Raw genomic sequence first — 19,421 nt, 5'->3', positions numbered from 1 at the left:
CCTTTTAGTATATGTAAGCGGTGTCAACGAAGCGTCTATCGCTTAAAAATTTTTAAAAAAATTTTTTTGACAAAAGGGAAGTCTGGTTTGACTCCTATTTGACTATATTTTTTTATACTAGAGGTACGAAAATGATATGAAGGAGTAAAATTATGAAAGCAGATAAAATTCTTAAAAATTTTAGTCAAATTTTTTGTCCTATTGATAACGGAGTTCCTTTGCGAGGCGAGGAAATGAGTAAGGCGGTAATCATTGAAGATGGTTATATTGCGATTAAAGATGGCAAAATTTTAGCTGTTGATCAAGGAGAGCCAGATAGTGATCTAATTAATTATGATACCGAGATTGTTGATTATACAGGTAAATTAGCTACACCAGGCTTAATTGATTGTCATACGCATTTGGTTTATGGCGGTAGTCGTGAACATGAATTTTCACAAAAATTAAATGGCGTCCCTTATTTGGATATTTTAGCGCAGGGCGGTGGAATTCTAAGCACGGTGAGAGCAACAAGAAAATCTTCTTTTAATGAGCTTTACGATAAGTCATCTGCTCTACTTGATAAAATGTTAGCTCATGGTGTGACAACAGTAGAAGCGAAAAGTGGTTATGGCTTAAATTGGGAGACAGAAGAAAAGCAACTAAAAGTCGCAAAAGAGTTGAATAAGAATCATGTTGTCGATGTAGTTTCGACATTTATGGGGGCGCATGCTATTCCCGAAGAATATAAAAACCGTTCAGGTGAATTTATTGATTTCGTGATTACAGAAATGTTGCCAAAAGTAAAATCAGAAAATTTAGCCGAGTTTTGTGATATTTTTTGTGAAAAAGGTGTATTTACAGCAGCAGAGTCCTATAAATTATTACACGCAGCAAAAGAAATGGGTTTTAAATTACGCATACATGCTGACGAGATTGCTTCCATTGGCGGGGTAGACGTAGCAGCACAATTAGGTGCGGTTAGTGCGGAACATCTGATGATGATCACAGATGAAGGCATTAAAAAATTAAGTGAAGCCCACGTTATCGGTAATTTATTACCAGCGACAACATTTAGTCTTATGGAAGATACGTATGCACCAGCAAAAAAAATGATTGAAAATGGGATGGCGATTACTTTGACAACAGATAGTAATCCAGGCAGTTGTCCCACCGCAAATTTACAATTTATTATGCAATTGGGCTGTTTTATGCAGAAGTTAACACCCATTCAAGTATTTAATGCCGTAACAATTAATGCAGCGTATTCTATTTGTCGAGCAGAAACTATTGGGAGCTTTGATAAGGGAAAAGCAGCTGATATTGCTATTTTTGATGCACAAAATATTGATTATCCATTATACTTTTTTGCCACAAATTTAGTGACAGATGTATATAAAGCTGGAAATTTAATCAGTGCATTATGATAAAATAACCAGTAAAAAGCATTTTGTTTCTTATCCTCTCAAATTCTAGCTATAGAATTTGAGAGTTTTTTACTAGTCTGTACTTTTTGCTTTTGAAAGCGGTATCTTTATTTGGATGCTTCCTTTAGAATAAGGATGAAGAATTGGCGGCAATAATGGTTGAAAGAAGGTACAACGATGCCACATATATTATCTTTTGAATTATTAGGTACGCCATCTATTAAAGTAGATGGGGAAACAAAAATTTTTTCATTTTCGAAGATCAATGCATTACTTTATTACATGGTCATTAATAAGCGAATTAGTCGGGATGAGATTGCGGGTATTTTATGGCCTAGTAAAGATGAAAAAAGTGCAAAAAAAAATTTACGCAATACAATTTATCAAGCCAATCGTGCGATGGGCGGCGAATTTATTGTTTCGCCAAATAAAACAATTTTGACCTTTAATTGTGATGTGACAGTTGAAAGTGATACTTATCGTTTTGAAGAAGATGCTTATACGCATCTAGAAGAATATCGTGATGAATTTTTAAAGGGCTTCTATTTGAAAGACTCGGATTTGTTTGATGCTTGGTTAGCAAAAATGCGTAACTTGTATGAACACCAATTTATTGAATGTTGTTATCAAAAAGTAGCAGAAGATATTTCGTTTCATGCTGTAGCCGATGTGGAAAAGAATATTCGTAAATTAATTGCGATTGATGAATTTGACGAACGTAATTATCAATTGCTGATGCGTTTTTATATCGAGAACCATCGAAATGGTAAAGCAATTGAAACATATTACGAATTAGCGGAAATTTTAAAAGTTGAATTGGGGATTGAACCAGGAGAAGAAACAAAGCAGTTATATCAAGAAACATTGAAAATTGCCAACCAGAAACATGGCGATTTACGAAAAAAAAGAGCGTATCATTTTTATGATCGTGCCAACGAGGTTGAACGCTTGGAGTTAAACTTAGCAAATTTAAAACAAAAGAAACCATTTCAATCAGTTTTGGTTAAAGGTGATTTAGGCGTTGGCAAATCAGCTTTATGTCAGCTAGTTTTAGAAAATATTCAATATTCATACGAATGTCTCAAAGTGACTTGTTATAAAGCAGAGCAAAAACATTTTTTACGACCTTGGCGAGAATTATTACAGCAACTGATGCTTTTATTGCAAAAAGATAATTTGGCTGAGATCGATCAATGGGAACAAACATTTAGTCGACAATTTCCTTTTTTTAAAGAGTTAAAAGCACAATCTATGTCAGAAAACGTCGCCCCAGCTGAACTTAATTTTTTGGCACAAAGCATTTCAGAAGCCTTGCAACAGCTAGGGAAAAAAAGACCCCTTATTATTTTTATTGAAAATCTCCAATGGATGGATCATGGGAGCATCAAATTATTGACGAGTGTACTTCTGCACAATCCTCATTCTGATATTATTTTTATTATGACCTTGCAGACGGGCTACCGCAAAGAAATATACGATTTTATTGCCAGTGTCCGGCATTACGAAAAGATCATTACCTTAGATTTATCACCATTTAAAGACTTTGAAGTACGGGCTTTTTGTGAAAAACAACTTCCTGATTATTCGTTTCAAACGACAACGCTAGATTTTATTGCAAGAGAGTCAGAAGGAATTCCTTTATATATCAATGAATACTTGAAACAATTACAAGAAAGCAACACGTTAGAAGTATTGACACCAAAAATGAATGATGAGTTAAGCTTACAATTTGTAAATTTGACTGCACTGGAATCTGAATTGGTCGACTTTATTTCATTTTTTCAAAAAGTTGCGCCAATGAGCCTTTTAACGCAACTAGCTGATGCCAAAAAAATTGAGATATATACCGCCTTGGATAATTTAAACAAGCAGGGATTGGTCAAAGAAAATGTTTATCTTGATGAAGTATGTTTTAGCTTCAATCATAAAAAAATGAAACAATATATTTATGCGCAGCAGTCCGCAATGAAATTACGAGTTATTCATGAAAAAATCGCAATTTTATTGGAACAAAAATTAAATGAGGTTACAGAGGATAGTGAACTACTAGCGGCGATCGGGTATCATTATCGCCATGCCCATCAAGAGCTAAAATCTTTAGATTATGAATTGTCGCATCATCAAGCCTTTTTAAGAATCCAGCATGAACTATTTCCGATTTATCATCAGGAACATTTGTCATCGCAAGAGACAGTTAGAAAAGCAGAACCAAGCGAATTGGAAAAGTTTAAAGAAATTGGAACGAGATTAAAAGAAATTGAAGGACAATATGCAGAAGATAGTACCTATCAATTGTTGTTAGTAAAATTTCTCTATTTGGAAGGACGTTACTTGATTAATTGCGGTGATTACAACCAGGGCTTGGAAAATATTCAGCGTGTTATCGTGAAAGCTAAAGATTTTCATCTTACAACTTACCTATTGCGCGGGTATCGTCAGATGATTTATTACTATATTCAAACAGACAATGCTACGGATATGGCGCATTATATTGATTTGGCAATGGACGTTGCGATCAGTGCGAACAACAATGAATCTATCGGGATTTTATTACGCTTGAAGGGATTATATCATTTGATGATTGGGGATTTGGATCAAGCAGAATCGCTGTTTCAAGAGTCCATTACGATTTTTAATATAGCCAATCGCTTTGATGAAAAATACAACAGCAATATTGCTGCAGCCTACGATTATTTAGCAGAGATTCAGCGCTTACGGTCAAATTACCAGCAATCAATTAAACTACAACAAAAAGCCATCAATCTTTGCAAAGATAATAATCTTATGACAAGCTTAGCTATTTTTTATGTGGATATGGGAATCACCCTTTATGCAAAAAAAGACTACGACCAAGCGGAAACCTATTTTTTAAAAGCAAATGAATTATTTGAAGTTACCGCATCTCTTTGGAAACGTGTCCAGCTAAATGCTTATTTGTCACTGATTTATTTATTTAAGCAAGATTATGAAAAGGTAGCTTTTTATATAAAAAAAACCATTAGCTATCAAAATCAATTAGCCAATCCTCGCGATAGTGGGCTTGTCTATTTTAGCAAAGCACTGATTAAAGAAAAATGTTTGGCAAATCAGATTGAAAATTCGCAATTAGGTGATTTAGTAACTGAGGATCTATCCTATTATGTGACTAAAGCTGTAGAAAATCTCAGTCAATATCGTGATCGGTATGAGTTACAAGTATTAAACGAAACTTTTCATTTGAAGATGAACTAAGTAAAAAGCCACGCAATATTGCGCGGCTTTTTACTTTATCAGGCAGGATCAAAGGCGGCGTAAACTTTTTTTTAAGATAGTCAGCGCCGCTTCCGGATATTTTTGACTTAAAAGCCCCATTGCCGATAAAAGATAATCTTGGTCAACATACCTTTTTGGATTGATCGGTAGCAATGCATCATCTACTGGCAAAAGCTCATTTTTTACGATTTCTTCAGGGTGTTGACTGTGAACGACAACACCACCAGTGGCAATAATGGTGTTGAAATGTTGAAGATTTTTTCCTTTTTGATAATACAGCGTCCGCGTTGGTGTTTGAACTGCTCTTTTCACACCCGCGTGCCGCTTTAAGGCAAATGTCATACTAGCCTCAGCAAGAAATTGATCAAAATCAATTTCTATTTTTGTTTTTGGAACAAAGGTTGGATGAGTACAGCGATAGTGGCAAGCCGATTTTAAAGCAGATATATTTTCAGGCAGCAAATCTTCTTTTATTTCAGAGCTGCTTAAAAGCTGTTCCAACAAACTTTCAGCTGAAGAGCGCATCCCAAGATCACCTTCGACAGTTCTTTTTAAATATGGTTCAGCTAAGCCTTCAAAAAATACATCGTCAGATTGAAAGAGACCAGAACCGACTGAATGGACATCTGTTGTTGCACCACCAATATCTACGATTATTAAATCTCCTAGTCCTGAACAGGTTTTTGTTCCTTCCTTCAATAGTTTTGCAGCAGTTAAAACGGCTGTCGGTGTTGGAATAACAGGTTTATTACTATAAGGAGCAACCTGGTTCAGCCCTTTTGAATGAATAATTTTTTTCAAAAAAACCTTTTGTACAATTTTACGTACAGGGTCAGGATTTAACATATTTATTTGGGGCATAACGTTTTCAGTATAGAAGACATTTGCCCTGTTTTTGAAAGTAGCACTAAGTTGAGCAGTGGCAGCTTCATTTCCGGCTACGATAATTGCAATATCTGAAGGTAATTGTGCAAGTAAGCACGCATTATAACAGATGATTTCCAGATTACCCCCGTTGCATCCCCCAGTTAGCAAGATAACATCGGGCTTTAGCTGATAAATTTCAGTGATTTGATCTAAAGTCAGACGGTAACAATATGTTTTTAAAATCCGGCTACCTGCACCTAATGCGGCTCTTTTTGCGGCTTCGGTAGTTAGGCTTTCTGTTAAACCAATCGCCACCATTTTGAATCCTCCCCAAGCAGATGAACAAAAGTATTCTTCTACAGGTAGTTGATTTTTTTCCCCTATTTTATTAAGTAACTTTTCCTTCCCTTTTTTATAGCACAGATAAAGCCCTTCTTGGCTACTAGTAGGCAGTTTTAATGTCGCTACAATTACTGCCTCAATCGGATTAACTAGTGTTAGTTTTGTGTAAGTACTCCCAAAGTCAATTAATAAAGCAAGTTTTTGCAAATTTAGCACCTCTTTTTTTGATAAATTCTGTTATAAATAGAAAAAATTTCAGGAGAATAATTAGTTTTTTTAATCTTTATTTATAAAAAACGAAACACTTCGACTATTAAACGTCAAAAATGATTTCTTATTTAAATATTCAATTTTTATTTCCCATCATTTTTTTAAAGAGGATTTAACCCATTGGCATAATGTCCTCTTGGTTTATAAAGAGCGATTTTTTAAAACGCAGAAATCATTAGCTATAATCCAAAATATTATCTTGTTTTCTATCTGTTTTGGTACAGGTTTTCTAACAAGGTAATTTTATTTTAAAAAATATAGTCAAAAAAAGGTCAAATGAAAAAAATGACAAATAAAATCAATAGATTGATTATCGATTTTTACTTAAAAAAACAGTTGTAGGTTTTATGAAAAAATTATAAAAAGCTGATTTTAACGGCATTTGCAACCGTTTTGAAAGAATGATAAGCTGATTTTGGCTGATGGAAGCGGTAACAAAGGAGCGCATGTTAAGAATATCTGCTAAGAAAAATAACATGTGTAAAAAAATGCATGAAAGAGTAAAGTAACAAAATAAAAACTGAACGAAACCAAGTTCAAATTTAAGAAGGAGTGTTTTACGATGGCAAAATTAATCGAGTGTATTCCAAACTTTAGTGAAGGGAGAAACCAAACTATAATTGAGGGCTTAGTTAAGATCGCTAAAAATGTAAAAGGGGTTACGTTATTGGATTATTCTTCTGACTCTTCTCATAACCGAAGCGTCTTTACTTTAGTTGGCGATGAAGACGGGATTCAAGAAGTTGCTTTTCAATTGGTAAAATATGCCAGTGAAAATATTGATATGACAAAACACCATGGCGAACATCCACGGATGGGAGCAACTGATGTTGTACCTTTTGTCCCAATTAAAGATGTCACCATGGCTGAATGTATTACTATTTCAAAAAATGTTGCCAAACGAATTAATGATGAATTGCAAATTCCTATTTTCTTGTATGAAGATTCTGCGACAACTCCAGAACGAAAAAATTTGGCTAAGGTTCGTAAAGGACAATTTGAAAAGATGCCAGAAAAATTATTAGAAGAGCAATGGGCACCTGATTTTGGAGAACGTAAAATCCATCCTACTGCTGGAGTTACTGCCGTAGGGGCAAGAATGCCGCTGGTTGCTTTTAACGTTAACCTAGACACCGATAATATTGAAATTGCCAATAAGATTGCAAAAATTGTGCGCGGTTCTTCTGGTGGTTGGAAATATTGTAAAGGAATCGGAGTTATGCTGGAAGGACGCAATATTGCGCAAGTTTCTATGAATATGGTGAACTTTGAAGGAACACCGTTATACCGTGCTTTTGAAACGATTCGGTTTGAGGCCAAACGTTACGGCGTTTCGATTATCGGAAGTGAAGTTATTGGTTTGACACCAGCAAAAGCGTTGATCGACTGTGCGGAGTACTATTTGCAAATTGAAGAATTTGATTATGACAAACAAGTTTTAGAGAACCATTTGTTGAATTAGGAGGATTATTATGAAACTCGTTGATATGCAGTTAAAAGAATTTGTTAACGTCCTTGGTTCTGATGCACCAGCTCCCGGAGGTGGCTCTGCTTCTGCTTTAGCGGCTGCCCAAGGAATTGCACTAACAAAAATGGTGGCAGAACTGACGATTGGTAAGAAGAAATATGCTGATTTTGAAACTGAAATGAAAAATTTACAACAAAAAGCAGCTGATTTGCAAGCGGAATTACTCGTCTCTATTGATGAAGATACTGCGGCCTTCAATCAAGTTTCAGCCGTTTTTGAAATGCCAAAAAGTAGTGAAGAAGAAAAAAAAGAGCGCCGCAGAGCACTCCAAAAAGCTTTGCAAGGAGCCGCAGTTACACCGTTTAATCTGATGGAAAAAATTGTTACAGCCTTAGAACTTACACAAGGAGCTATTGGTAAATCCAATAGCAATGCTGCAAGTGATCTAGGCGTTGCTGCACTAAATTTGAAAGCAGCACTCCAAGGGGCTTGGTTAAATGTTTTGATTAATCTTTCAAGCATTGAAGATGATGCTTTTGTCTTAAAATACCGAAAAAATGGGGAAAAACTAGTAAAACAAGGAAATAAAATCGCTGATGACATTTATCAAAAAATTATTGAAATCATTTAACGGTTTAAATTTTGTTTGAAGAAAGGAAGTTTGCTACATGGTCTTATCAGATATCGAGATTGCAAATTCAGTCACAATGAAACCAATCGAAGAGATTGCAGAATCTATTGGAATTAACAAAGAAGATTTATCTTTGTATGGCAAATATAAAGCCAAAATTAATAATATTAAAGATTTAGACGGTAAAGATAACGGGAAATTGATTTTGGTCACGGCTATTACACCAACACCGGCTGGAGAAGGTAAAACTACGACGTCAGTTGGCTTAGTAGATGCCCTCACAGCAATTGGGAAAAAAGCTGTCATTGCGCTACGTGAGCCTTCATTAGGGCCAGTTTTTGGCGTAAAAGGTGGTGCAGCTGGTGGTGGCTATGCACAAGTTGTCCCAATGGAGGATATTAACTTACATTTTACAGGAGATTTTCATGCTATTGGTGCGGCAAATAATTTATTAGCGGCGTTATTAGATAATCATATTCATCAAGGCAATGTCTTGCAGATTGATTCTCGTAAGATTACGTGGAAACGAGTTGTCGATATGAATGACAGGCAATTACGGCACATCGTTAATGGTCTGCAAGGACGTGTCAACGGTGTTCCACGGGAAGATGGTTATGATATTACAGTGGCTTCTGAAATTATGGCAATTTTATGCTTAGCCAATGATATAACTGATTTGAAAAATAAACTACGCAATATTATTGTTGCTTATAATTTTGAAGGTGAGCCGATTACAGCCGGGGATTTAAAAGCAGAGGGCGCATTGACCGCATTATTAAAAGATGCGATTCAACCGAATATTGTTCAAACTTTGGAACACGCACCAGCTTTCATCCATGGCGGCCCCTTTGCCAATATCGCTCATGGGTGTAATAGCGTATTGGCGACAAAATTAGCACTAAAATATGCTGATTACGCTGTAACAGAAGCGGGTTTTGGAGCTGATCTTGGAGCAGAAAAATTCATTGACATTAAATGTCGCTTGGCCAACTTAAAGCCAGATGCAGTCGTATTGGTAGCCACAATTCGTGCTTTGAAAATGCACGGCGGCGTTAAAAAAAGTGAATTGGGAACAGAAAATGTCGCGGCGGTTATTGCAGGTATCCCGAATTTGGCTAAGCATTTAGAAAATATTACAGAAGTTTATGGCATGCCAACAGTTGTAGCAATTAATAAATTTCCAACAGATACATTAGAAGAAGTCGCGGCGGTTGAAGAAGCATGTGAAAAATTAGGTGTTGCAGTCGTTTTATCTGATGTATGGGGCAAAGGGAGTGCTGGTGGTAAGGAGTTGGCTGAAAAAGTTGTTGCTTTGGCCGAAGAACCCAACAACTTTGGCTATGTTTATGATTTAGACGATTCAATTGAAGAAAAATTAAATAAAATTGTTCAGAAAGTTTATGGTGGTAAGAAGGTAGACTTAACACCAAGCGCAAAAAAAGAACTAAAAGAGTTAGAACGTCTTGGTTTTGGGAATTATCCCATTTGTATGGCAAAGACACAGTACTCATTTTCTGATGATGCAACGTTGTTGGGAGCGCCAACAGACTTTACAGTAACAATCCGAAATTTAAAAGTATCTGCCGGCGCGGGTTTCATCGTCGCGCTTACGGGTGCGGTTATGACAATGCCAGGGTTACCAAAATCTCCTGCGGCTGAACGAATTGATGTTGATGAAAAAGGAAATATTACTGGTCTATTTTAATGGATTAAAAAGATATAGGGAGATAAAAAATCTCCCTATATCAAATTATCTTTTAGAAAGTAGTTCAATTTCCAAAATATTGAAAGCGCTTTTAAAAAATACAAAATAAGAGGTGAATATTATGCAAAAAGATGTGGAAATCCCAGAGGTATCAGATGTCAAAGACATTGATTCGGCAGAACTGGCAGAAAACGAGAACGCCAAATTTAGTTTGGGAGGCGCAACCTTATACGGCATTAATGCTGTTATTGGTTCAGGAATTTTCCTATTACCCCGAACGATCTATCAAGATTTAGGCCCGGCTTCTTTAGTGGCCATGCTGTTAGATGCTGTTTTAGTTTTGATGTTAGCGGTTTGCTTTGCCGAAGTTGCTGGTTATTTTAATAAAAACGGCGGCGCTTTTCAGTATTCAAAAACCGCCTTTGGTGATTTTATCGGGTTTAACGTAGGAGTTTTAGGTTGGTTTGTTACAATTATCGCTTGGGCTGCCATGGCAGCGGGTTTTGCTAAGTTATTGATTCAAACTTTTCCTGCTTTAGAGGGGAAAAATACACTAATTAGTATTTGTTTGGTTATTTTCTTATCCGTTATTAACAGCATGGGTATTAAAACTTCAAAAATTTTTACAATTGTAATTACCATCGCAAAATTGATTCCGATTATTGCCTTTACACTGATTGCAATTTTCTTTATTAAAAGCGGTATTAATGGGGGCAACTTTACACCATTTTTACAACTAAACCCAGACTTAACGTTATCAAAAGCGATGGCTTCAACATCACTTACAGTCTTTTATGCTTTTATCGGGTTTGAAGCCTTACCAGTCGTTGCTGGTGAAATGCGAAATGCTAAAAAGAATGTACCCAAAGCTATTATTGGTTCCATTAGTATCGTGTCACTACTTTATTTCATGATTATCGCTGGCACCATTGCCATGCTTGGAACAGGTATTTTACAAAGTAATGCACCCGTTCAAGATGCCTTTGTTAAAATGATTGGTCCTGCGGGTAAGTGGATCATCTCTATTGGAGCTTTAATTTCCATAGCAGGGTTAAATATGGGGGATTCGTTGATGATACCTCGTTATGGTGCTTCCATTGCAGATGAAGGTCTTTTACCAAAAGTTATTGCGAAAAAAAATAAAAAGAATGCGCCGATTATTGCCATTATCTTTTCTGGATTGTTAACAATTGCCTTTTTATTGAGTGGATCTTTTGAACAGCTAGCAGAATTATCAGTTGTTTTTCGATTCTTCCAATACATTCCCACTGCATTGGCAGTTATTTGGTTAAGAAAAAAAGATATGGAAAATGTCCCAGCCTTCAAGTTACCATTTGGCCCAGTCATACCAATTATTTCGATTATTGTTAGTATTTGGATGGTAGCAGCTGCAAATCCAATCAACTTGGTTGCCGGTGTTATCGGTGTAATTGTGGCAAGTATTTTATATGTCATTTTGAACAAAAATAAAATGAAACAAGCGAATTAAGTTTGTCTCTTATAAGCTGTATTGCGAATGAGAGAGATTAAAAAGTGAGGGAAAATTATGAAAACCTTAGTTAAAGATCAAAAACAAGATTTTGATAGATCAGCTGTAATTATTTTGGATGGAGCTAGTTTAACCTTAGAAGATGTTGTAGCAGTAGCCCGTCACCACGTGCGTTGTGAAATCGCAGAAAGTGCCAAAGAAGCGGTTATTGCATCCCGTAAAATCGTTGACAAAATAGTAGAAGAAAGACGGGTTGTCTATGGGGTCAATACAGGCTTTGGGTCATTATGTAATGTCAGCATCTCTAAAGAAGATACAGTGCAGCTACAAGAAAATTTGATTCGGACTCACTCTTCTGGTTATGGTGAACCATTTTCTGAAGATATTGTACGCGCCATCATGTTAATTCGGGTTAACTCCTTAATCAAAGGTTATTCTGGCATTCGTTTAAGTACAGTTGAAAGTCTGCTGGCTATGTTAAATGCCGGAGTACATCCGCATATCCCAGAAAAAGGTTCATTGGGAGCTTCTGGCGATTTGGCACCATTGGCTCATATGGTTTTACCATTATTAGGTCTGGGAAAAGCATACTACGAAGGAGTTTTATACCCTGGTAAAGAAGCAATGGAAAAAGCAGGTTTACAAATTATTCAACTAAGTGCTAAAGAAGGCCTAGCGTTTATTAACGGTACGACCGTGTTGAATGCAGTCGGTGCTTTAGCAACTTATGATGCTATTGAATTATTGAAACTCTCAGATATTGCCGGCGCACTTTCTTTAGAGGTTCATGATGGGATTTCTAGTCCATTTGAAGAAGATTTGCATACAATTCGTCCTCAAAGCGGACAACTAGCGACGGCCCGTAATATTCGCCGTTTGATTGAAGATAGTCAATATATCACAGAGGCAACGCCAGATCATGTGCAAGATCCATATACTTTGCGTTGCATGCCACAAATTCACGGTGCTAGTAAAGACTCGATTGCCTATGTGAAAGAAAAAGTAGAAATTGAAATTAATTCTGTGACCGACAATCCAATTATTACGCGTAGTGGTGAAGTAATTTCAGGTGGGAATTTCCATGGGGAGCCACTAGCACAACCATTTGATTTCTTAGGAATTGCAGCAGCTGAAATTGGAAATGTTTCAGAAAGACGGGTTGAGCGGCTAGTCAATCGACAGTTAAGTAAATTACCATCTTTTCTAGTAAAATATCCAGGTTTAAATTCTGGCTTTATGATTACACAATATGCATGTGCTTCATTAGTTTCTGAAAATAAAATATTGGCGCATCCGGCAAGTGTAGACTCAATTCCATCTTGTGAAAATCAAGAAGACTTTGTCAGCATGGGGACAACAGCTGCACGAACAGCATTAGAAATAGTGAAAAACTCACGTCGTGTGGTAGCGACTGAGATTATGGCAGCTTGCCAAGCGTTGGATATTAAAGGTTATCAGCATGGATTGGGTAAAGGAACCCAAGTAGCCTATGATGCTTTTAGACGTAATGTATCTTTTATCGAACATGATAAAGATATTGAAATGTATGATGAATTGAATAAAGCAACAACCGTTTTAGAGGCTGGAGATTTCTTAAAAGAAGTTGAAAAAAATGTTGTATTAGATTTGCAGTTTAATTAAATCAGTTTTTCTAAATTGATTTGCAATATTGCATCAGTGATAAGATCGTTCACCTCATAAAAAAGGATGTTAAGTAAGTCATGACACATTTCAAAAGAAAAGAAGTCTGGCAAGAAATGGTGACAAAATTAACAGTTATCCTTATTTATGCCTTCTTATATTCCTTGGCGCTAAATATTTTTTGGCAGCCAGGGAATATTTATGCAGGCGGGCTAACTGGGATTGCTCAAATTCTAGCAACTATATTTTCGAGCCGTCACATTGCTTTGCCTATTTCTATTATCTACTATTTATTGAATGTCCCCATGTTTATTCTTGCTTGGTTTAAAATCAATCGAAAATTTGTGTTGTATACGATTATTTGTGTAACGGTGGCTTCCTTTGCTATTCACATTGTTCCAAGCACGACATTGACAACAGATCCTATTATTTGTGCAATATTTGGTGGCGCTATTAATGGTTTTTCATTAGGGTTGGCTTTAAAATATGGGCTTTCAACGGGTGGTATGGATGCACTTATTATTACCATTCGGCAAATAACCGGTCGCAGCATTGGTGTTATTTCTATTATTATAAATGGCATTATCGTCTTAATTGCTGGCTACTTATTTGGCTGGCCGTATGCTTTTTATAGTGTACTATCAATTTTTGTAAGCGGGAAAGTGACAGATTTAGTTTATGTGAAGCATAAAAAAGTCCAAGTGACAATTATCACGCAAAAACCAAATGAAGTAATTCCAGCCTTGCAAAAGAAACTCAGCCGTGGGATTACCATCATCCCTCATGCATTAGGCGCCTATAATCAAGAAACACAAACAATTTTGATTTTAGTTATTACGACTTATGAAATGGAAATTTTGGATCAGATTATGAAAGAAGTAGATAACCGGGCATTTGTCAGTGTAGCCCAAGATATTAAAATTCTTAGTCAGTTTGAAGAATTGGACATTGTGTAAGCTGTTGGAGGTAGTTTCAAAGTGTTAGAAAAGAAGTTAAAAAAAGATTATTTTACGACGAAATGGGCAGGGGGCGTTACTACCGAAATTTTAATTGCGCCGGCAGCAAGTAGCTTGGCACAACGAGATTTTGATTATCGTATTTCAACAGCGACTGTTACGGACTCACCATCTAATTTTTCAAATTTTACCGGGTATGAGCGAATTATTCTGTCTTTAGACAAACCTATTTCGTTGCAGCAAAAAAATAACGTTATAGAACTTGCACCTTTTGTACCTTATCGCTTTGACGGAGATGTCGCGATGAAGAGTCTAGGTAAATGCCAAGATTTTAATGTGATTTTTAAGAAGAATAATCATGTTTGGGTAACGCTATTGCAAAATGGTGCAGCGCAGGATTTGATTATCGAGGGAGAAAATATTTTATCTGCTCTCCAAGATATTAAGGTGAGACTGATTGCTCGGAGTAAAAAGCAAGAAATTTTATTACAAAAAGGTGAAACACTTCTTATCAGGCAAGAACAGTTTGAGCAGATACAAATAATAGCGCAAAAAAGGTCTTTAATGGTAGAAAAGACGGCTATTTTGACGCAGATAAAAAAGAAAAAAACAGAGTAGGAGATAGAGCGTTAAGTGTCAAAAGGATGGGATGTTGCCTTTTGGACGAAGAAGCGTATTCACGATTCTATCTTCGCATTCGCTGCATGAATAAATTATGTAGCAGCTCTATTTAAGGAGATGCACGGAAAATGATAAAGAAGAAAATAGATGCACATTTTATTGCAATAATGGGGTTATTAATTGGTCTAATGGTAGTATTGTCGCAAATACTCGGTTTTGAAACACAACTGTTAAAAATTACCTTTGATTTTATTCCTGAAGTTGTCATGGCAAGTTTATTTGGTCCTTTTTGGACAGCTGTAGGTGCTTCAATTGCAGATATTATTGGTAATACGATACTAGGAAAGGCCCCTTTTTTTATTGGTTTTACCTTGAATTCTTTTATTGCGGGTTTAATATATGGTTCCTTTTTTTATAAAAAGCCCATTACAGTTAAAAATGCTTTTTTATGTGTGTTGTGCAATACATTATTAATTAGCTTGTGCTTAACACCGATTTGGTTATCTATGATGTATGGTATACCTTTAACGGATGCTAAACTTTGGGGGATACGTTTGCTTAAAGCGGTTATTATGCTACCTGTCCAAACGGGATTAATTGTATTTTTTGGAAATGCACTTCCTTTTAAACGTTTCGCAAAAAGTATGGTATAAGCGCAATTTTAAGGTTGTTTATCAGATGTGGAGATGATTTTTAATGTTTGAAACTGGAGAAGAAGCGATAGAATGGATTCATTCTCGTAAAAAATTTGGTTCACGCCCAGGACTGATACGAATTAAGGAATTGCTGAATTTAAGTGGCAATCCTGAAAAAAATGTCATAGGAATTCACATTGCTGGAACAAATGGGAAAGGTTCTACGGTTACGTATTTACGCTGTCTATTAGAAACACAAGACATTAAAGTCGGGACTTTCACGTCACCGTATATTGAAAGCTTTTACGAAAGAATTTCAATTAATGGACAAGCAATATCAGCGGATGATTTTGTTAAGTTAGCCAATAAATTCCGACCGTATATAGAACAGATGGATGGCTGTCCTTCTTACCAGGGAATAACAGAATTTGAAATTTTGACGGCGATGGCTTTTGATTACTTCAAAGAGCGTGTGGATGTCGCAATTTTTGAAGTGGGCATTGGGGGTTTAATGGATAGTACAAATGTTTTTACGCCAATTTTGACGGCTATTACTACAATCGGCTTAGATCATACTGATATTTTAGGGGAGACAGAAGAAGCGATTGCCAAGCAAAAAGCGGGTATTATAAAACGAGGTGTCCCCATTGTAACGGGAAATATTGCTTCTGGTCCCCTGCAAGTAATCTACCAAACTTCTCTTAGACAAAAAGCTGATTTATTTAGACAAGGAAAGTCTTATCAAGTTCAGTATGTTTCAAGTGATAACTTACAAGGCGAAAACTTTCATTTTCAAAATGAAGATTACTATTTTACTAACTTGAGAGTTCCGTTATTAGGAAAATATCAGGTGGAAAATGCCGCTGTTGCAATTCAACTATTCTTGTTATATTGTCAGCAACAAGGAAGATTTGTAAATAAAAAAACGATTATAAAAGGGCTAGATCACGCGCTATGGCCGGGGCGGATGGAACGAATTAGTACAACGCCGAATATTATTATTGATGGGGCCCATAATCCCCACGCTGTAAAGCAATTTGTCAAAACGGTTAACGAAGAGTTCCAGTACGGAAAAAAATACATTTTGTTTTCGGCACTTACAACAAAAAATATTAAGGAGATGCTAAATGAGATTCAATCTATCTCACAGGCAGAGCTGGCATTGACGACCTTTGCGTATCCCAATGCATTAAAGATGGGTAGTAGTTTTAACCACGGAGATAAGCAGATAACTTATTATCCAGATTGGCAACGCGCAATACAAGAAATAATAACAAAAATGACTCCAGCAGATACTTTGTTTATTACAGGTTCTCTTTATTTTGTGGCACAAGTAAGAGATTTTTTTAAGAATAAACAGGTAGAACAAGCTGTTTATTCTTAACACGATATATTTAGGAAAGCTTTAAGACAAAAGCAAACGTAAATTTTGTCTTAAAGCTTTTTTTTGGATAAAAAGGAACGCAAAGCAATAAGAAAGTTTTACAAGTTTACAGTGCAATAAAAAATATCTCTAGTTGGCTTTAGCATTTACATAGTCATTTTTCTCATTCTTTTGTACAATTTTAGTGAGGCGTTTTTAAAATTATATTATGTATTAAACGTGTAGTTTCACACATTTTGTTTGACGCACGAGCTAGGTTTAAAGAAAGGATTTTTTTATGCTGATTGGGATTATTTATTTTGTGGTGATTGTTTTAGCCAATACGATAGGTGCGGTTTCTGGTATGGGCGGCGGCGTTTTGATCAAACCAATTTTAGATTTAATTGGGGCTCATTCGGTGGCAACAATTTCTTTTTATGCGACAGTGGCAATTTTTGTTATGAGCTTTGTTTCTACTTGGCGGCAGGTGAAAAAAGGAAGTGAGATAAATTTTCATCTAGCGGGTTATGTGGCAGCAGGTTCCATCGTGGGGGGGATTTTAGGCAACTTGGCTTTTGAGTTGTTACTCGCACTTTTTGCAGAGGAGTCTTCGGTTAAATTAATTCAAATTGCGCTGACGCTTGTCACGCTGATTTTTGCTTTATTGTACTCTTGTTTTGACTGGAAACATTACCGTTTAAAAGAAGGAAAATGGTATGTCATAGCTGGTTTAGTGCTGGGTTTTTTGGCTAGTTTATTAGGAATTGGCGGCGGCCCAATCAATGTGTCGTTACTGATGCTGCTATTTTCCATGCCAATCAAACAAGCAACCCTATACTCGATTACGACAATCTTCTTTTCCCAATTGGCAAAACTTGTCACGATTGCTTTTGCCACTGGTTTTGGGCGCTTTGATTTGAGTATGCTTTTTTATGTGATTCCTGCTGCTATTTTAGGGGGAGTTTTAGGGAGTCAATTAAGTAATATCCTTTCTGCCAAAAAAGTCACTCTCGTTTTTCAAAGCTTGATTGTAGTGGTACTCTTAATCAATTTATATAACGGCTGGCAGATTGTGGTGGAATAAAAAATGGCAGGATAATACGTTTAAAGGAGCATTTAATGATAATAAAAAAATACACACAAGCAGATGAAAAAGCCCTCTTTGCACTAATTGAACAAGAAGGTGTCGAATGGGCAGAATATTATGATACTAAAAAAGAACAGTATCAAAAAGCACTGGCACATTCCATCACCTACGTATTATATGAAGAAGAGTTATGCGGGTATTGTCGCTGTCGTAATGATGATGGGTTTGGCATTTATATTTATGATTTACTGGTGGACAAAAATTATCGCGGGAAAAGCTATGGGCGCGCTTTGATGCAGCAGATCAAGCGGGATTATCCACAAGTGGCAGTCTATGTCATGAGTGATGTCAATTCCTATTATGAAAAGCAAGGATACGCGGAAGTAGGCACTATTTTTGCAGTAGAACTTTAGCGTTTTAATTTATAAGTGCAAAAAATAGCTGTAACAAAAATATTTCCCGATAATTTGCGAAAAAAATTTAGTTAGTAAAGCTAACCTAACCTAACCTTAAAAGCACTACAACGTCTAAAAAAAGACGCTCCTTTCTGATAGCGACCGCAAAAAGTCTAACTTTTTCGAGCGCTATAGTTTGAAAGGGCGTCTTTTTTGACGGATTAAATTAACGTTTTACATCCAAAAATAAGTTCAATGGAGCGGCAGGATTTTCACTATCGGAAATAAAATATTGAATTTCGGCAAAGGCACCGCCGGAAGCACGCTTGTGGCCGCCGCCGTTAAAATAACGTGCAGCAAGGACAGATAAGTCGATATCGTCGTTATTGGTACGTAAAGAGACACCTTTACCGTTTAGGACCAAACTAAAATCAACTTCTTTTTTTGTTTCCGGATGTTCTAAACGAGCCAAAGCATTGCCTAAAACAGAAGTGTATTGTTCCCCAAAAGTGTAGGCAAAAGTTTTGCCGTCTAGGACGCCAAATTGCGCTTTTAGTGATTTGCTGCGGACATAATCAGCTTCTTTTTCCTTTAGAGCTGCGATGATTTCGCTGTAATCAAAAAGCAAGCTAAGACCTGCGGACATCACACTGCCCATTAGTTCAATGCGTTTGTCCCAACTGTAAAAGTAAAAAAGATTGTTGAATTCAGCAGCAGATTCTTTGTAAGCGGCATTGGGATTTAACTGCCAATCCCAGCAGTCATAGCAGCGAATAATATCAGCAACATTTGCCAAACGCTGCCATACTTCATCTTGAAATAGTTCGGTGGGCATTTTGCCAACTAAGACTTTAAATAACACACTAGTCGCAGAATGTTTTAAATTTGTCGCCTCGTCTGCCACAATAATAGAAGCATTTTTAGGATAGTTTTCATTAACGTGGACAGAAGTGATGTGGTGATCGAAAATATGCCAGCTAATTTTATTTTCAGCACAATAGGCCGCTAATTGCGCGATCACATCGTCAGAAGGACAAATATCGGTAATGTAAAGCTCTGTTACGGGGTCTTCATTTGTTTGGATAAAGTTTAACACGTGTTTATCAATCGTCCCGTCAGCACCAGGTTCAGAGTAACCCACGGGCAAATAATTTTCTGCCACGTAACCTTTTTGTTCTTGTAAAATGGCTTGTAATAATAAAGCGGACCCCACGCCGTCTAAGTCGGTATGGGAAAATTGTTTGATTAAAGTTGGTTTGTTTTCCATGATAGTTGCCTACTTTCTTTCTTGAT

General features: G+C 36.5%; 15 protein-coding genes and 1 riboswitch. Of the genes, 13 read left to right on the top strand and 2 right to left on the bottom strand.

Going from position 1 to position 19,421, the window contains the following annotated elements; translation table 11 throughout:
• Positions 1 to 152 precede the first annotated feature (152 nt).
• Together hutI and P3T75_RS13205 are read left to right on the top strand one after the other, a co-directional pair.
• Positions 153 to 1,406, top strand: coding sequence for an imidazolonepropionase (gene hutI, locus P3T75_RS13210; protein WP_230709719.1), 1,254 nt, complete (start codon positions 153 to 155; stop codon positions 1,404 to 1,406).
• 177 nt (positions 1,407 to 1,583) lie between these two features.
• The gene (locus P3T75_RS13205) at positions 1,584 to 4,637 is read left to right on the top strand and encodes an AAA family ATPase (protein WP_282461844.1); all 3,054 of its coding nucleotides are present in this window, start codon (positions 1,584 to 1,586) and stop codon (positions 4,635 to 4,637) included.
• Between the two features lie 48 nt (positions 4,638 to 4,685).
• Here P3T75_RS13205 and glmL read toward each other — a convergent pair whose 3' ends face one another.
• On the bottom strand, positions 4,686 to 6,074 hold the full coding sequence (glmL, locus tag P3T75_RS13200; RefSeq protein ID WP_282461843.1) for a methylaspartate mutase accessory protein GlmL: 1,389 nt from the start codon (positions 6,072 to 6,074) through the stop codon (positions 4,686 to 4,688).
• A 625-nt stretch (positions 6,075 to 6,699) separates the two neighbouring features.
• Here glmL and ftcD point away from each other — a divergent pair.
• The 11 genes from ftcD to P3T75_RS13145 all read left to right on the top strand — a co-directional run bounded on the left by ftcD (position 6,700) and on the right by P3T75_RS13145 (position 18,146).
• Positions 6,700 to 7,599 carry a glutamate formimidoyltransferase gene (gene ftcD, locus P3T75_RS13195; RefSeq protein WP_282461842.1) on the top strand — a complete coding sequence of 300 codons (900 nt, stop codon included), beginning with the start codon at positions 6,700 to 6,702 and terminating at the stop codon, positions 7,597 to 7,599.
• A gap of 10 nt (positions 7,600 to 7,609) precedes the next feature.
• Positions 7,610 to 8,236, top strand: coding sequence for a cyclodeaminase/cyclohydrolase family protein (locus P3T75_RS13190; RefSeq protein ID WP_282461841.1), 627 nt, complete (start codon positions 7,610 to 7,612; stop codon positions 8,234 to 8,236).
• 37 nt (positions 8,237 to 8,273) lie between these two features.
• On the top strand, positions 8,274 to 9,941 hold the full coding sequence (locus tag P3T75_RS13185; protein WP_282461840.1) for a formate--tetrahydrofolate ligase: 1,668 nt from the start codon (positions 8,274 to 8,276) through the stop codon (positions 9,939 to 9,941).
• Positions 9,942 to 10,062: 121 nt separating this feature from the next.
• Positions 10,063 to 11,430, top strand: coding sequence for an APC family permease (locus P3T75_RS13180; RefSeq protein WP_282461839.1), 1,368 nt, complete (start codon positions 10,063 to 10,065; stop codon positions 11,428 to 11,430).
• Positions 11,431 to 11,487: 57 nt separating this feature from the next.
• Positions 11,488 to 13,071 carry a histidine ammonia-lyase gene (gene hutH, locus P3T75_RS13175; protein WP_230709710.1) on the top strand — a complete coding sequence of 528 codons (1,584 nt, stop codon included), beginning with the start codon at positions 11,488 to 11,490 and terminating at the stop codon, positions 13,069 to 13,071.
• 80 nt (positions 13,072 to 13,151) lie between these two features.
• Positions 13,152 to 14,027: a YitT family protein gene (locus P3T75_RS13170; protein ID WP_206903014.1), complete on the top strand. Its 876-nt coding sequence runs from the start codon at positions 13,152 to 13,154 to the stop codon at positions 14,025 to 14,027.
• Positions 14,028 to 14,048: 21 nt separating this feature from the next.
• Positions 14,049 to 14,645, top strand: coding sequence for a HutD family protein (locus tag P3T75_RS13165; protein ID WP_282461838.1), 597 nt, complete (start codon positions 14,049 to 14,051; stop codon positions 14,643 to 14,645).
• A riboswitch (THF riboswitch) is annotated at positions 14,636 to 14,732 on the top strand. (Overlaps the previous gene by 10 nt.)
• Positions 14,733 to 14,779: 47 nt before the next feature.
• Complete coding sequence (locus P3T75_RS13160; RefSeq protein WP_282462615.1) at positions 14,780 to 15,301, top strand: folate family ECF transporter S component; 522 nt, start codon at positions 14,780 to 14,782, stop codon at positions 15,299 to 15,301.
• Between the two features lie 43 nt (positions 15,302 to 15,344).
• A complete protein-coding gene (locus tag P3T75_RS13155) occupies positions 15,345 to 16,667 on the top strand; it encodes a bifunctional folylpolyglutamate synthase/dihydrofolate synthase (protein ID WP_282461837.1) in 1,323 nt (440 codons plus the stop codon).
• 280 nt (positions 16,668 to 16,947) lie between these two features.
• Positions 16,948 to 17,730, top strand: coding sequence for a sulfite exporter TauE/SafE family protein (locus P3T75_RS13150; protein WP_206903070.1), 783 nt, complete (start codon positions 16,948 to 16,950; stop codon positions 17,728 to 17,730).
• A 35-nt stretch (positions 17,731 to 17,765) separates the two neighbouring features.
• Positions 17,766 to 18,146 carry a GNAT family N-acetyltransferase gene (locus P3T75_RS13145; RefSeq protein WP_206903020.1) on the top strand — a complete coding sequence of 127 codons (381 nt, stop codon included), beginning with the start codon at positions 17,766 to 17,768 and terminating at the stop codon, positions 18,144 to 18,146.
• Between the two features lie 208 nt (positions 18,147 to 18,354).
• On the opposite strand, the gene P3T75_RS13140 is transcribed toward P3T75_RS13145, so the two are convergent.
• On the bottom strand, positions 18,355 to 19,395 hold the full coding sequence (locus P3T75_RS13140; protein ID WP_282461836.1) for a DHH family phosphoesterase: 1,041 nt from the start codon (positions 19,393 to 19,395) through the stop codon (positions 18,355 to 18,357).
• Between the last annotated feature and the right edge of the window lie 26 nt (positions 19,396 to 19,421).

The sequence above is a fragment of the Enterococcus montenegrensis genome (assembly GCF_029983095.1).
Classification (GTDB): Bacteria; Bacillota; Bacilli; order Lactobacillales; family Enterococcaceae; genus Enterococcus_C; species Enterococcus_C montenegrensis.
The sequence above is the reverse complement of the archived record's forward strand: the minus strand, read 5'-3'. Positions and strand labels throughout refer to the sequence as shown.

Coding starts and splice junctions, on each gene's coding strand:
- P3T75_RS13205 (WP_282461844.1), top strand. CDS start 1,584: ATGCCACATATATTATCTTTTGAATTATTAGGTACGCCATCTATTAAA.
- P3T75_RS13180 (WP_282461839.1), top strand. CDS start 10,063: ATGCAAAAAGATGTGGAAATCCCAGAGGTATCAGATGTCAAAGACATT.
- P3T75_RS13190 (WP_282461841.1), top strand. CDS start 7,610: ATGAAACTCGTTGATATGCAGTTAAAAGAATTTGTTAACGTCCTTGGT.
- P3T75_RS13170 (WP_206903014.1), top strand. CDS start 13,152: ATGACACATTTCAAAAGAAAAGAAGTCTGGCAAGAAATGGTGACAAAA.
- P3T75_RS13185 (WP_282461840.1), top strand. CDS start 8,274: ATGGTCTTATCAGATATCGAGATTGCAAATTCAGTCACAATGAAACCA.
- hutH (WP_230709710.1), top strand. CDS start 11,488: ATGAAAACCTTAGTTAAAGATCAAAAACAAGATTTTGATAGATCAGCT.
- P3T75_RS13155 (WP_282461837.1), top strand. CDS start 15,345: ATGTTTGAAACTGGAGAAGAAGCGATAGAATGGATTCATTCTCGTAAA.
- P3T75_RS13145 (WP_206903020.1), top strand. CDS start 17,766: ATGATAATAAAAAAATACACACAAGCAGATGAAAAAGCCCTCTTTGCA.
- ftcD (WP_282461842.1), top strand. CDS start 6,700: ATGGCAAAATTAATCGAGTGTATTCCAAACTTTAGTGAAGGGAGAAAC.
- P3T75_RS13140 (WP_282461836.1), bottom strand. CDS start 19,395: ATGGAAAACAAACCAACTTTAATCAAACAATTTTCCCATACCGACTTA.
- hutI (WP_230709719.1), top strand. CDS start 153: ATGAAAGCAGATAAAATTCTTAAAAATTTTAGTCAAATTTTTTGTCCT.